This window comes from Methanovulcanius yangii (assembly GCF_018687785.1).
GTDB classification, from domain to species: Archaea; Halobacteriota; Methanomicrobia; order Methanomicrobiales; family Methanomicrobiaceae; genus Methanovulcanius; species Methanovulcanius yangii.
The window spans coordinates 1445314-1462565 of sequence record NZ_LTBL01000001.1 but is presented as its reverse complement, the minus strand read 5'-3'; the positions used below and the strand labels follow the sequence as shown (position 1 = coordinate 1462565).

The 17252-nt window shown below is 56.8% G+C and carries 1 protein-coding gene; it reads left to right on the top strand.

Annotated features, from left to right (window positions below; translation table 11 throughout):
- Window positions 1–382 precede the first annotated feature (382 nt).
- Window positions 383–17017, top strand: coding sequence for an MSCRAMM family protein (locus tag AZH53_RS07390; RefSeq protein ID WP_319642873.1), 16635 nt, complete (start codon window positions 383–385; stop codon window positions 17015–17017).
- The last annotated feature ends 235 nt before the right edge of the window (window positions 17018–17252 follow it).

Sequence of the window (17252 nt, the reverse complement as noted above, 5' to 3'; positions counted from 1 at the left end):
TAAGTGTTTGTGGACAGATAACGGCATTCTTCTTCGTGAGGATGTCCGCTGGTTGCCACCACTGTCTTTCTGTCCGTATCTGTCGTTCCGGGGGGAATGCCGTACAAGTGAATGATGCATAATTTCTTGCCACAATAACCGGGCAAAAGAGATGGAAACGTTGACTTCCATCAAAAGGGGCTTTTATCTCTTGTATTCAAGTATCCCCCGCACAGCCGTTTCAGCCTCTTCGTAGTACTTCTGTTAGTGTACCAGTTGTAGCTATGCGTCTGGATGGCGAACCCGGTTTTCCCCCCCTGCACTCTGTGTGGCGAGAATGTTTCCCAGGATAATAATTCAAAATTCAGAAAATGGAGTTGAAAAATTCAAGGAGAAAATGAAGATGAAAACAGAAAAAGAAACACGTAATGAACGCGGCATACCGCTTCGGTATGCTGTTCTTATGGTGCTGGTTCTGGCGCTCTGTCTATCGGCCTTTGCGGTGCCGGTGGCAGCTGAACAAGTAGAGCCGGTAGTAGTGTGGAATGGTACTGTATTCCTCACTGAACTGGATCTGTCCGTTGCGGATAATTGGGTTGAGTACCAAGATGTCTGGTTCTTACAGGGTGCCTTACCCTCAGCAACGGGGACAGGTACTTTTAGTCCTTTTGTGCGGACGAAGGGCAATGAGGATATTCAGCAAAACTACAACACGGGATTCCGCCCCATACAGGACGGGTATGAAACCGACAAGAACGTTCAATGGACTCGAAATATCCAGTTGAGCGAATTCCCAATTGTGGAATATCCGGAAGATTCGGGAAATTACTATTACGAAGTTAATGGTGATATCAATCAGGTCGCAAGCGATCCTCTTCTCTCGATCGACGAACTGAGGATTTATTTGGATGATGACCCTGATCTGCACGCTTATAACTGGACAAGCAGAAAATTCGAGTCGCCAGGAGGTGAGAATGCTGTTCTTATGTGGAGTCTCGATGCTGAGGGAGAGGCCTATATTAAGCTCAATTACGTTCTTGAACCCGGCAGCGGGAAAAGTGACCTGACCGTTCTTGCACCGGTGGAACTGATGGGCACAGATCGCTCAAAGTGGGTTTACTTCGTCACTGAGAGTGGTATACAACCCGACATGGAGCACAATGCCGACTTCGAAGAGTGGGCCGTCCGGATCGAAGATAAGGGTTGCCTTGAGGTCGTGAAGAACGTCGACTGGGGTGATATTACTCCGTATACGGTCCAGTTTGAAATCCATGTTGTCGGACCCGGCTATGATGGCTACCTATACTTTGATCAGATCGGTGGAACCCAGACGCTCTACGACCTGACACCTGGTGAGTACACCATCACCGAAACGGCGATAGGGGATGAATGGATTGTGACTGGCAGTCCCCAGACAGTCATGGTGTATGCTGGCAGTGAATGTTCCGTAGCCCCCGTTACGAACACGTACAATCCCGGCTCCCTTGAGGTAACGAAAGATGTCATCTGGAACGGCGTAACTCCCGACGGAACTCTCTTTGAGATCTGTATCACCGGTCCTTCGTATCCGAGTGGTGACTGTAAGAGCACGACCGGCGGCGTCCTGAGATGGGACGACCTGATTCCCGGCACCTACACGGTCACGGAATCTGCTCTCGGCAGTGAGTGGGAAGTCCCCGTCATCGACGACTCCGGCGCTACTGTTACAAGTGGTGGTGTCGGAACCGCGACGGTGACGAACGAGTACATCCTCGGCTCCCTTGAGGTAACGAAAGATGTCATCTGGAACGGCGTAACTCCCGACGGAACTCTCTTTGAGATCTGTATCACCGGTCCTTCGTATCCGAGTGGTGACTGTAAGAGCACGACCGGCGGCGTCCTGAGATGGGACGACCTGATTCCCGGCACCTACACGGTCACGGAATCTGCTCTCGGCAGTGAGTGGGAAGTCCCCGTCATCGACGACTCCGGCGCTACTGTTACAAGTGGTGGTGTCGGAACCGCGACGGTGACGAACGAGTACATCCTCGGCTCCCTTGAGGTAACGAAAGATGTCATCTGGAACGGCGTAACTCCCGACGGAACTCTCTTTGAGATCTGTATCACCGGTCCTTCGTATCCGAGTGGTGACTGTAAGAGCACGACCGGCGGCGTCCTGAGATGGGACGACCTGATTCCCGGCACCTACACGGTCACGGAATCTGCTCTCGGCAGTGAGTGGGAAGTCCCCGTCATCGACGACTCCGGCGCTACTGTTACAAGTGGCGGTGTCGGAACCGCGACGGTGACGAACGAGTACATCCTCGGCTCCCTTGAGGTAACGAAAGATGTCATCTGGAACGGCGTAACTCCCGACGGAACTCTCTTTGAGATCTGTATCACCGGTCCTTCGTATCCGAGTGGTGACTGTAAGAGCACGACCGGCGGCGTCCTGAGATGGGACGACCTGATTCCCGGCACCTACACGGTCACGGAATCTGCTCTCGGCAGTGAGTGGGAAGTCCCCGTCATCGACGACTCCGGCGCTACTGTTACAAGTGGCGGTGTCGGAACCGCGACGGTGACGAACGAGTACATCCTCGGCTCCCTTGAGGTAACGAAAGATGTCATCTGGAACGGCGTAACTCCCGACGGAACTCTCTTTGAGATCTGTATCACCGGTCCTTCGTATCCGAGTGGTGACTGTAAGAGCACGACCGGCGGCGTCCTGAGATGGGACGACCTGATTCCCGGCACCTACACGGTCACGGAATCTGCTCTCGGCAGTGAGTGGGAAGTCCCCGTCATCGACGACTCCGGCGCTACTGTTACAAGTGGCGGTGTCGGAACCGCGACGGTGACGAACGAGTACATCCTCGGCTCCCTTGAGGTAACGAAAGATGTCATCTGGAACGGCGTAACTCCCGACGGAACTCTCTTTGAGATCTGTATCACCGGTCCTTCGTATCCGAGTGGTGACTGTAAGAGCACGACCGGCGGCGTCCTGAGATGGGACGACCTGATTCCCGGCACCTACACGGTCACGGAATCTGCTCTCGGCAGTGAGTGGGAAGTCCCCGTCATCGACGACTCCGGCGCTACTGTTACAAGTGGTGGTGTCGGAACCGCGACGGTGACGAACGAGTACATCCTCGGCTCCCTTGAGGTAACGAAAGATGTCATCTGGAACGGCGTAACTCCCGACGGAACTCTCTTTGAGATCTGTATCACCGGTCCTTCGTATCCGAGTGGTGACTGTAAGAGCACGACCGGCGGCGTCCTGAGATGGGACGACCTGATTCCCGGCACCTACACGGTCACGGAATCTGCTCTCGGCAGTGAGTGGGAAGTCCCCGTCATCGACGACTCCGGCGCTACTGTTACAAGTGGCGGTGTCGGAACCGCGACGGTGACGAACGAGTACATCCTCGGCTCCCTTGAGGTAACGAAAGATGTCATCTGGAACGGCGTAACTCCCGACGGAACTCTCTTTGAGATCTGTATCACCGGTCCTTCGTATCCGAGTGGTGACTGTAAGAGCACGACCGGCGGCGTCCTGAGATGGGACGACCTGATTCCCGGCACCTACACGGTCACGGAATCTGCTCTCGGCAGTGAGTGGGAAGTCCCCGTCATCGACGACTCCGGCGCTACTGTTACAAGTGGTGGTGTCGGAACCGCGACGGTGACGAACGAGTACATCCTCGGCTCCCTTGAGGTAACGAAAGATGTCATCTGGAACGGCGTAACTCCCGACGGAACTCTCTTTGAGATCTGTATCACCGGTCCTTCGTATCCGAGTGGTGACTGTAAGAGCACGACCGGCGGCGTCCTGAGATGGGACGACCTGATTCCCGGCACCTACACGGTCACGGAATCTGCTCTCGGCAGTGAGTGGGAAGTCCCCGTCATCGACGACTCCGGCGCTACTGTTACAAGTGGCGGTGTCGGAACCGCGACGGTGACGAACGAGTACATCCTCGGCTCCCTTGAGGTAACGAAAGATGTCATCTGGAACGGCGTAACTCCCGACGGAACTCTCTTTGAGATCTGTATCACCGGTCCTTCGTATCCGAGTGGTGACTGTAAGAGCACGACCGGCGGCGTCCTGAGATGGGACGACCTGATTCCCGGCACCTACACGGTCACGGAATCTGCTCTCGGCAGTGAGTGGGAAGTCCCCGTCATCGACGACTCCGGCGCTACTGTTACAAGTGGCGGTGTCGGAACCGCGACGGTGACGAACGAGTACATCCTCGGCTCCCTTGAGGTAACGAAAGATGTCATCTGGAACGGCGTAACTCCCGACGGAACTCTCTTTGAGATCTGTATCACCGGTCCTTCGTATCCGAGTGGTGACTGTAAGAGCACGACCGGCGGCGTCCTGAGATGGGACGACCTGATTCCCGGCACCTACACGGTCACGGAATCTGCTCTCGGCAGTGAGTGGGAAGTCCCCGTCATCGACGACTCCGGCGCTACTGTTACAAGTGGCGGTGTCGGAACCGCGACGGTGACGAACGAGTACATCCTCGGCTCCCTTGAGGTAACGAAAGATGTCATCTGGAACGGCGTAACTCCCGACGGAACTCTCTTTGAGATCTGTATCACCGGTCCTTCGTATCCGAGTGGTGACTGTAAGAGCACGACCGGCGGCGTCCTGAGATGGGACGACCTGATTCCCGGCACCTACACGGTCACGGAATCTGCTCTCGGCAGTGAGTGGGAAGTCCCCGTCATCGACGACTCCGGCGCTACTGTTACAAGTGGTGGTGTCGGAACCGCGACGGTGACGAACGAGTACATCCTCGGCTCCCTTGAGGTAACGAAAGATGTCATCTGGAACGGCGTAACTCCCGACGGAACTCTCTTTGAGATCTGTATCACCGGTCCTTCGTATCCGAGTGGTGACTGTAAGAGCACGACCGGCGGCGTCCTGAGATGGGACGACCTGATTCCCGGCACCTACACGGTCACGGAATCTGCTCTCGGCAGTGAGTGGGAAGTCCCCGTCATCGACGACTCCGGCGCTACTGTTACAAGTGGCGGTGTCGGAACCGCGACGGTGACGAACGAGTACATCCTCGGCTCCCTTGAGGTAACGAAAGATGTCATCTGGAACGGCGTAACTCCCGACGGAACTCTCTTTGAGATCTGTATCACCGGTCCTTCGTATCCGAGTGGTGACTGTAAGAGCACGACCGGCGGCGTCCTGAGATGGGACGACCTGATTCCCGGCACCTACACGGTCACGGAATCTGCTCTCGGCAGTGAGTGGGAAGTCCCCGTCATCGACGACTCCGGCGCTACTGTTACAAGTGGCGGTGTCGGAACCGCGACGGTGACGAACGAGTACATCCTCGGCTCCCTTGAGGTAACGAAAGATGTCATCTGGAACGGCGTAACTCCCGACGGAACTCTCTTTGAGATCTGTATCACCGGTCCTTCGTATCCGAGTGGTGACTGTAAGAGCACGACCGGCGGCGTCCTGAGATGGGACGACCTGATTCCCGGCACCTACACGGTCACGGAATCTGCTCTCGGCAGTGAGTGGGAAGTCCCCGTCATCGACGACTCCGGCGCTACTGTTACAAGTGGTGGTGTCGGAACCGCGACGGTGACGAACGAGTACATCCTCGGCTCCCTTGAGGTAACGAAAGATGTCATCTGGAACGGCGTAACTCCCGACGGAACTCTCTTTGAGATCTGTATCACCGGTCCTTCGTATCCGAGTGGTGACTGTAAGAGCACGACCGGCGGCGTCCTGAGATGGGACGACCTGATTCCCGGCACCTACACGGTCACGGAATCTGCTCTCGGCAGTGAGTGGGAAGTCCCCGTCATCGACGACTCCGGCGCTACTGTTACAAGTGGCGGTGTCGGAACCGCGACGGTGACGAACGAGTACATCCTCGGCTCCCTTGAGGTAACGAAAGATGTCATCTGGAACGGCGTAACTCCCGACGGAACTCTCTTTGAGATCTGTATCACCGGTCCTTCGTATCCGAGTGGTGACTGTAAGAGCACGACCGGCGGCGTCCTGAGATGGGACGACCTGATTCCCGGCACCTACACGGTCACGGAATCTGCTCTCGGCAGTGAGTGGGAAGTCCCCGTCATCGACGACTCCGGCGCTACTGTTACAAGTGGCGGTGTCGGAACCGCGACGGTGACGAACGAGTACATCCTCGGCTCCCTTGAGGTAACGAAAGATGTCATCTGGAACGGCGTAACTCCCGACGGAACTCTCTTTGAGATCTGTATCACCGGTCCTTCGTATCCGAGTGGTGACTGTAAGAGCACGACCGGCGGCGTCCTGAGATGGGACGACCTGATTCCCGGCACCTACACGGTCACGGAATCTGCTCTCGGCAGTGAGTGGGAAGTCCCCGTCATCGACGACTCCGGCGCTACTGTTACAAGTGGCGGTGTCGGAACCGCGACGGTGACGAACGAGTACATCCTCGGCTCCCTTGAGGTAACGAAAGATGTCATCTGGAACGGCGTAACTCCCGACGGAACTCTCTTTGAGATCTGTATCACCGGTCCTTCGTATCCGAGTGGTGACTGTAAGAGCACGACCGGCGGCGTCCTGAGATGGGACGACCTGATTCCCGGCACCTACACGGTCACGGAATCTGCTCTCGGCAGTGAGTGGGAAGTCCCCGTCATCGACGACTCCGGCGCTACTGTTACAAGTGGCGGTGTCGGAACCGCGACGGTGACGAACGAGTACATCCTCGGCTCCCTTGAGGTAACGAAAGATGTCATCTGGAACGGCGTAACTCCCGACGGAACTCTCTTTGAGATCTGTATCACCGGTCCTTCGTATCCGAGTGGTGACTGTAAGAGCACGACCGGCGGCGTCCTGAGATGGGACGACCTGATTCCCGGCACCTACACGGTCACGGAATCTGCTCTCGGCAGTGAGTGGGAAGTCCCCGTCATCGACGACTCCGGCGCTACTGTTACAAGTGGCGGTGTCGGAACCGCGACGGTGACGAACGAGTACATCCTCGGCTCCCTTGAGGTAACGAAAGATGTCATCTGGAACGGCGTAACTCCCGACGGAACTCTCTTTGAGATCTGTATCACCGGTCCTTCGTATCCGAGTGGTGACTGTAAGAGCACGACCGGCGGCGTCCTGAGATGGGACGACCTGATTCCCGGCACCTACACGGTCACGGAATCTGCTCTCGGCAGTGAGTGGGAAGTCCCCGTCATCGACGACTCCGGCGCTACTGTTACAAGTGGCGGTGTCGGAACCGCGACGGTGACGAACGAGTACATCCTCGGCTCCCTTGAGGTAACGAAAGATGTCATCTGGAACGGCGTAACTCCCGACGGAACTCTCTTTGAGATCTGTATCACCGGTCCTTCGTATCCGAGTGGTGACTGTAAGAGCACGACCGGCGGCGTCCTGAGATGGGACGACCTGATTCCCGGCACCTACACGGTCACGGAATCTGCTCTCGGCAGTGAGTGGGAAGTCCCCGTCATCGACGACTCCGGCGCTACTGTTACAAGTGGCGGTGTCGGAACCGCGACGGTGACGAACGAGTACATCCTCGGCTCCCTTGAGGTAACGAAAGATGTCATCTGGAACGGCGTAACTCCCGACGGAACTCTCTTTGAGATCTGTATCACCGGTCCTTCGTATCCGAGTGGTGACTGTAAGAGCACGACCGGCGGCGTCCTGAGATGGGACGACCTGATTCCCGGCACCTACACGGTCACGGAATCTGCTCTCGGCAGTGAGTGGGAAGTCCCCGTCATCGACGACTCCGGCGCTACTGTTACAAGTGGCGGTGTCGGAACCGCGACGGTGACGAACGAGTACATCCTCGGCTCCCTTGAGGTAACGAAAGATGTCATCTGGAACGGCGTAACTCCCGACGGAACTCTCTTTGAGATCTGTATCACCGGTCCTTCGTATCCGAGTGGTGACTGTAAGAGCACGACCGGCGGCGTCCTGAGATGGGACGACCTGATTCCCGGCACCTACACGGTCACGGAATCTGCTCTCGGCAGTGAGTGGGAAGTCCCCGTCATCGACGACTCCGGCGCTACTGTTACAAGTGGCGGTGTCGGAACCGCGACGGTGACGAACGAGTACATCCTCGGCTCCCTTGAGGTAACGAAAGATGTCATCTGGAACGGCGTAACTCCCGACGGAACTCTCTTTGAGATCTGTATCACCGGTCCTTCGTATCCGAGTGGTGACTGTAAGAGCACGACCGGCGGCGTCCTGAGATGGGACGACCTGATTCCCGGCACCTACACGGTCACGGAATCTGCTCTCGGCAGTGAGTGGGAAGTCCCCGTCATCGACGACTCCGGCGCTACTGTTACAAGTGGCGGTGTCGGAACCGCGACGGTGACGAACGAGTACATCCTCGGCTCCCTTGAGGTAACGAAAGATGTCATCTGGAACGGCGTAACTCCCGACGGAACTCTCTTTGAGATCTGTATCACCGGTCCTTCGTATCCGAGTGGTGACTGTAAGAGCACGACCGGCGGCGTCCTGAGATGGGACGACCTGATTCCCGGCACCTACACGGTCACGGAATCTGCTCTCGGCAGTGAGTGGGAAGTCCCCGTCATCGACGACTCCGGCGCTACTGTTACAAGTGGCGGTGTCGGAACCGCGACGGTGACGAACGAGTACATCCTCGGCTCCCTTGAGGTAACGAAAGATGTCATCTGGAACGGCGTAACTCCCGACGGAACTCTCTTTGAGATCTGTATCACCGGTCCTTCGTATCCGAGTGGTGACTGTAAGAGCACGACCGGCGGCGTCCTGAGATGGGACGACCTGATTCCCGGCACCTACACGGTCACGGAATCTGCTCTCGGCAGTGAGTGGGAAGTCCCCGTCATCGACGACTCCGGCGCTACTGTTACAAGTGGCGGTGTCGGAACCGCGACGGTGACGAACGAGTACATCCTCGGCTCCCTTGAGGTAACGAAAGATGTCATCTGGAACGGCGTAACTCCCGACGGAACTCTCTTTGAGATCTGTATCACCGGTCCTTCGTATCCGAGTGGTGACTGTAAGAGCACGACCGGCGGCGTCCTGAGATGGGACGACCTGATTCCCGGCACCTACACGGTCACGGAATCTGCTCTCGGCAGTGAGTGGGAAGTCCCCGTCATCGACGACTCCGGCGCTACTGTTACAAGTGGCGGTGTCGGAACCGCGACGGTGACGAACGAGTACATCCTCGGCTCCCTTGAGGTAACGAAAGATGTCATCTGGAACGGCGTAACTCCCGACGGAACTCTCTTTGAGATCTGTATCACCGGTCCTTCGTATCCGAGTGGTGACTGTAAGAGCACGACCGGCGGCGTCCTGAGATGGGACGACCTGATTCCCGGCACCTACACGGTCACGGAATCTGCTCTCGGCAGTGAGTGGGAAGTCCCCGTCATCGACGACTCCGGCGCTACTGTTACAAGTGGCGGTGTCGGAACCGCGACGGTGACGAACGAGTACATCCTCGGCTCCCTTGAGGTAACGAAAGATGTCATCTGGAACGGCGTAACTCCCGACGGAACTCTCTTTGAGATCTGTATCACCGGTCCTTCGTATCCGAGTGGTGACTGTAAGAGCACGACCGGCGGCGTCCTGAGATGGGACGACCTGATTCCCGGCACCTACACGGTCACGGAATCTGCTCTCGGCAGTGAGTGGGAAGTCCCCGTCATCGACGACTCCGGCGCTACTGTTACAAGTGGCGGTGTCGGAACCGCGACGGTGACGAACGAGTACATCCTCGGCTCCCTTGAGGTAACGAAAGATGTCATCTGGAACGGCGTAACTCCCGACGGAACTCTCTTTGAGATCTGTATCACCGGTCCTTCGTATCCGAGTGGTGACTGTAAGAGCACGACCGGCGGCGTCCTGAGATGGGACGACCTGATTCCCGGCACCTACACGGTCACGGAATCTGCTCTCGGCAGTGAGTGGGAAGTCCCCGTCATCGACGACTCCGGCGCTACTGTTACAAGTGGCGGTGTCGGAACCGCGACGGTGACGAACGAGTACATCCTCGGCTCCCTTGAGGTAACGAAAGATGTCATCTGGAACGGCGTAACTCCCGACGGAACTCTCTTTGAGATCTGTATCACCGGTCCTTCGTATCCGAGTGGTGACTGTAAGAGCACGACCGGCGGCGTCCTGAGATGGGACGACCTGATTCCCGGCACCTACACGGTCACGGAATCTGCTCTCGGCAGTGAGTGGGAAGTCCCCGTCATCGACGACTCCGGCGCTACTGTTACAAGTGGCGGTGTCGGAACCGCGACGGTGACGAACGAGTACATCCTCGGCTCCCTTGAGGTAACGAAAGATGTCATCTGGAACGGCGTAACTCCCGACGGAACTCTCTTTGAGATCTGTATCACCGGTCCTTCGTATCCGAGTGGTGACTGTAAGAGCACGACCGGCGGCGTCCTGAGATGGGACGACCTGATTCCCGGCACCTACACGGTCACGGAATCTGCTCTCGGCAGTGAGTGGGAAGTCCCCGTCATCGACGACTCCGGCGCTACTGTTACAAGTGGCGGTGTCGGAACCGCGACGGTGACGAACGAGTACATCCTCGGCTCCCTTGAGGTAACGAAAGATGTCATCTGGAACGGCGTAACTCCCGACGGAACTCTCTTTGAGATCTGTATCACCGGTCCTTCGTATCCGAGTGGTGACTGTAAGAGCACGACCGGCGGCGTCCTGAGATGGGACGACCTGATTCCCGGCACCTACACGGTCACGGAATCTGCTCTCGGCAGTGAGTGGGAAGTCCCCGTCATCGACGACTCCGGCGCTACTGTTACAAGTGGCGGTGTCGGAACCGCGACGGTGACGAACGAGTACATCCTCGGCTCCCTTGAGGTAACGAAAGATGTCATCTGGAACGGCGTAACTCCCGACGGAACTCTCTTTGAGATCTGTATCACCGGTCCTTCGTATCCGAGTGGTGACTGTAAGAGCACGACCGGCGGCGTCCTGAGATGGGACGACCTGATTCCCGGCACCTACACGGTCACGGAATCTGCTCTCGGCAGTGAGTGGGAAGTCCCCGTCATCGACGACTCCGGCGCTACTGTTACAAGTGGTGGTGTCGGAACCGCGACGGTGACGAACGAGTACATCCTCGGCTCCCTTGAGGTAACGAAAGATGTCATCTGGAACGGCGTAACTCCCGACGGAACTCTCTTTGAGATCTGTATCACCGGTCCTTCGTATCCGAGTGGTGACTGTAAGAGCACGACCGGCGGCGTCCTGAGATGGGACGACCTGATTCCCGGCACCTACACGGTCACGGAATCTGCTCTCGGCAGTGAGTGGGAAGTCCCCGTCATCGACGACTCCGGCGCTACTGTTACAAGTGGCGGTGTCGGAACCGCGACGGTGACGAACGAGTACATCCTCGGCTCCCTTGAGGTAACGAAAGATGTCATCTGGAACGGCGTAACTCCCGACGGAACTCTCTTTGAGATCTGTATCACCGGTCCTTCGTATCCGAGTGGTGACTGTAAGAGCACGACCGGCGGCGTCCTGAGATGGGACGACCTGATTCCCGGCACCTACACGGTCACGGAATCTGCTCTCGGCAGTGAGTGGGAAGTCCCCGTCATCGACGACTCCGGCGCTACTGTTACAAGTGGCGGTGTCGGAACCGCGACGGTGACGAACGAGTACATCCTCGGCTCCCTTGAGGTAACGAAAGATGTCATCTGGAACGGCGTAACTCCCGACGGAACTCTCTTTGAGATCTGTATCACCGGTCCTTCGTATCCGAGTGGTGACTGTAAGAGCACGACCGGCGGCGTCCTGAGATGGGACGACCTGATTCCCGGCACCTACACGGTCACGGAATCTGCTCTCGGCAGTGAGTGGGAAGTCCCCGTCATCGACGACTCCGGCGCTACTGTTACAAGTGGCGGTGTCGGAACCGCGACGGTGACGAACGAGTACATCCTCGGCTCCCTTGAGGTAACGAAAGATGTCATCTGGAACGGCGTAACTCCCGACGGAACTCTCTTTGAGATCTGTATCACCGGTCCTTCGTATCCGAGTGGTGACTGTAAGAGCACGACCGGCGGCGTCCTGAGATGGGACGACCTGATTCCCGGCACCTACACGGTCACGGAATCTGCTCTCGGCAGTGAGTGGGAAGTCCCCGTCATCGACGACTCCGGCGCTACTGTTACAAGTGGCGGTGTCGGAACCGCGACGGTGACGAACGAGTACATCCTCGGCTCCCTTGAGGTAACGAAAGATGTCATCTGGAACGGCGTAACTCCCGACGGAACTCTCTTTGAGATCTGTATCACCGGTCCTTCGTATCCGAGTGGTGACTGTAAGAGCACGACCGGCGGCGTCCTGAGATGGGACGACCTGATTCCCGGCACCTACACGGTCACGGAATCTGCTCTCGGCAGTGAGTGGGAAGTCCCCGTCATCGACGACTCCGGCGCTACTGTTACAAGTGGCGGTGTCGGAACCGCGACGGTGACGAACGAGTACATCCTCGGCTCCCTTGAGGTAACGAAAGATGTCATCTGGAACGGCGTAACTCCCGACGGAACTCTCTTTGAGATCTGTATCACCGGTCCTTCGTATCCGAGTGGTGACTGTAAGAGCACGACCGGCGGCGTCCTGAGATGGGACGACCTGATTCCCGGCACCTACACGGTCACGGAATCTGCTCTCGGCAGTGAGTGGGAAGTCCCCGTCATCGACGACTCCGGCGCTACTGTTACAAGTGGTGGTGTCGGAACCGCGACGGTGACGAACGAGTACATCCTCGGCTCCCTTGAGGTAACGAAAGATGTCATCTGGAACGGCGTAACTCCCGACGGAACTCTCTTTGAGATCTGTATCACCGGTCCTTCGTATCCGAGTGGTGACTGTAAGAGCACGACCGGCGGCGTCCTGAGATGGGACGACCTGATTCCCGGCACCTACACGGTCACGGAATCTGCTCTCGGCAGTGAGTGGGAAGTCCCCGTCATCGACGACTCCGGCGCTACTGTTACAAGTGGCGGTGTCGGAACCGCGACGGTGACGAACGAGTACATCCTCGGCTCCCTTGAGGTAACGAAAGATGTCATCTGGAACGGCGTAACTCCCGACGGAACTCTCTTTGAGATCTGTATCACCGGTCCTTCGTATCCGAGTGGTGACTGTAAGAGCACGACCGGCGGCGTCCTGAGATGGGACGACCTGATTCCCGGCACCTACACGGTCACGGAATCTGCTCTCGGCAGTGAGTGGGAAGTCCCCGTCATCGACGACTCCGGCGCTACTGTTACAAGTGGCGGTGTCGGAACCGCGACGGTGACGAACGAGTACATCCTCGGCTCCCTTGAGGTAACGAAAGATGTCATCTGGAACGGCGTAACTCCCGACGGAACTCTCTTTGAGATCTGTATCACCGGTCCTTCGTATCCGAGTGGTGACTGTAAGAGCACGACCGGCGGCGTCCTGAGATGGGACGACCTGATTCCCGGCACCTACACGGTCACGGAATCTGCTCTCGGCAGTGAGTGGGAAGTCCCCGTCATCGACGACTCCGGCGCTACTGTTACAAGTGGCGGTGTCGGAACCGCGACGGTGACGAACGAGTACATCCTCGGCTCCCTTGAGGTAACGAAAGATGTCATCTGGAACGGCGTAACTCCCGACGGAACTCTCTTTGAGATCTGTATCACCGGTCCTTCGTATCCGAGTGGTGACTGTAAGAGCACGACCGGCGGCGTCCTGAGATGGGACGACCTGATTCCCGGCACCTACACGGTCACGGAATCTGCTCTCGGCAGTGAGTGGGAAGTCCCCGTCATCGACGACTCCGGCGCTACTGTTACAAGTGGTGGTGTCGGAACCGCGACGGTGACGAACGAGTACATCCTCGGCTCCCTTGAGGTAACGAAAGATGTCATCTGGAACGGCGTAACTCCCGACGGAACTCTCTTTGAGATCTGTATCACCGGTCCTTCGTATCCGAGTGGTGACTGTAAGAGCACGACCGGCGGCGTCCTGAGATGGGACGACCTGATTCCCGGCACCTACACGGTCACGGAATCTGCTCTCGGCAGTGAGTGGGAAGTCCCCGTCATCGACGACTCCGGCGCTACTGTTACAAGTGGTGGTGTCGGAACCGCGACGGTGACGAACGAGTACATCCTCGGCTCCCTTGAGGTAACGAAAGATGTCATCTGGAACGGCGTAACTCCCGACGGAACTCTCTTTGAGATCTGTATCACCGGTCCTTCGTATCCGAGTGGTGACTGTAAGAGCACGACCGGCGGCGTCCTGAGATGGGACGACCTGATTCCCGGCACCTACACGGTCACGGAATCTGCTCTCGGCAGTGAGTGGGAAGTCCCCGTCATCGACGACTCCGGCGCTACTGTTACAAGTGGCGGTGTCGGAACCGCGACGGTGACGAACGAGTACATCCTCGGCTCCCTTGAGGTAACGAAAGATGTCATCTGGAACGGCGTAACTCCCGACGGAACTCTCTTTGAGATCTGTATCACCGGTCCTTCGTATCCGAGTGGTGACTGTAAGAGCACGACCGGCGGCGTCCTGAGATGGGACGACCTGATTCCCGGCACCTACACGGTCACGGAATCTGCTCTCGGCAGTGAGTGGGAAGTCCCCGTCATCGACGACTCCGGCGCTACTGTTACAAGTGGCGGTGTCGGAACCGCGACGGTGACGAACGAGTACATCCTCGGCTCCCTTGAGGTAACGAAAGATGTCATCTGGAACGGCGTAACTCCCGACGGAACTCTCTTTGAGATCTGTATCACCGGTCCTTCGTATCCGAGTGGTGACTGTAAGAGCACGACCGGCGGCGTCCTGAGATGGGACGACCTGATTCCCGGCACCTACACGGTCACGGAATCTGCTCTCGGCAGTGAGTGGGAAGTCCCCGTCATCGACGACTCCGGCGCTACTGTTACAAGTGGTGGTGTCGGAACCGCGACGGTGACGAACGAGTACATCCTCGGCTCCCTTGAGGTAACGAAAGATGTCATCTGGAACGGCGTAACTCCCGGCGGAACTCTCTTTGAGATCTGTATCACCGGTCCTTCGTATCCGAGTGGTGACTGTAAGAGCACGACCGGCGGCGTCCTGAGATGGGACGACCTGATTCCCGGCACCTACACGGTCACGGAATCTGCTCTCGGCAGTGAGTGGGAAGTCCCCGTCATCGACGACTCCGGCGCTACTGTTACAAGTGGTGGTGTCGGAACCGCGACGGTGACGAACGAGTACATCCTCGGCTCCCTTGAGGTAACGAAAGATGTCATCTGGAACGGCGTAACTCCCGACGGAACTCTCTTTGAGATCTGTATCACCGGTCCTTCGTATCCGAGTGGTGACTGTAAGAGCACGACCGGCGGCGTCCTGAGATGGGACGACCTGATTCCCGGCACCTACACGGTCACGGAATCTGCTCTCGGCAGTGAGTGGGAAGTCCCCGTCATCGACGACTCCGGCGCTACTGTTACAAGTGGTGGTGTCGGAACCGCGACGGTGACGAACGAGTACATCCTCGGCTCCCTTGAGGTAACGAAAGATGTCATCTGGAACGGCGTAACTCCCGACGGAACTCTCTTTGAGATCTGTATCACCGGTCCTTCGTATCCGAGTGGTGACTGTAAGAGCACGACCGGCGGCGTCCTGAGATGGGACGACCTGATTCCCGGCACCTACACGGTCACGGAATCTGCTCTCGGCAGTGAGTGGGAAGTCCCCGTCATCGACGACTCCGGCGCTACTGTTACAAGTGGTGGTGTCGGAACCGCGACGGTGACGAACGAGTACATCCTCGGCTCCCTTGAGGTAACGAAAGATGTCATCTGGAACGGCGTAACTCCCGACGGAACTCTCTTTGAGATCTGTATCACCGGTCCTTCGTATCCGAGTGGTGACTGTAAGAGCACGACCGGCGGCGTCCTGAGATGGGACGACCTGATTCCCGGCACCTACACGGTCACGGAATCTGCTCTCGGCAGTGAGTGGGAAGTCCCCGTCATCGACGACTCCGGCGCTACTGTTACAAGTGGCGGTGTCGGAACCGCGACGGTGACGAACGAGTACATCCTCGGCTGTCTCGAAGTGATCAAGAACGTCGACTGGGACGGCGTCACTCCCGACGATGCCAAGACGTTCGAGGTCTGTATCACCGGACCTTCGTATCCGAGTGGCGACTGCAAGACGATCGGCTACCTCGGCGGCACGCTGAAATGGGACAACCTCGTTCCTGGTGACTACACCGTCAGCGAGACCAACCCCGGTCCCGAATGGCTTGTCAGCATCAGTGACACCACCGTCACGGTCACTCCCGGCAACGATACGTGCAACCAGACCACGATCGACAACGACTATCTCAACGAATGGTGTGGCCTGACCATTGGATTCTGGAAGAATAATGTAGGCAAGTACCTTGACGAAAAGCCAAACGGCCGTCAGGTGCCTGATGAATTCTTCGAGATAGACTATCCAACCCCGCCCTGTGGTATGATAGACCCAACCTGTCTTGCCTGGGAGGATGTCTATGAGCGGCTTGCGAACTATGATGCATCGGATGCGAAGCAGAAGGCTATTGCACAGATGATTGCAATGAAACTCACCTCGGCGTACAGCGAAGACGGGTTCGTATATTCCATTGATTACTCACGGTATTCGTATGAAGACGAATATGGAGCAATCATCTACATGGAATGCTATGACGTTCTGAAGGCTGCATGTGAATCTGAAGAAGTCAACTGCAAAGGAACGATTGTGTCCGTAGCGGAACTCTGGGATTACATACTCAACGTCCTCTACGAGGGAGGAGAGTACGGTGACGCACATGAGCTTGCTGATTGCATCAACAACTACAAGTGGGGATGTGAGGAATTCACTGCATATTATCCGGATGACGGCGTGTGTACTTCAGATGTGTGCATGGCTGGCAGTGCAGAAGCACCTGGACAGTTAAAGAAAGAGGAGAATAAAAACGCGAAGGATGAAAAATTCTTCATTAAAATAATGTGAGGATAGGGCTTTCCCCATCCCCATGTTATAAATCTTCAATTTTTTGTCGAATTGAAGGCTGTTTATTTTGGAATCCTGAAATTGGGGCCGGATACCTGCTGCTTTATGAATTAAATGCTATTGTGCTGGTCTGCCAGTCGGTGGTTATTTATGGTCGTCTGATTACCCTCATCATATGAAGTGGAGACGTTTGTGGGTAGTGTTTCTCGTTTTCATCTGTTGCATGGGTGTTGTC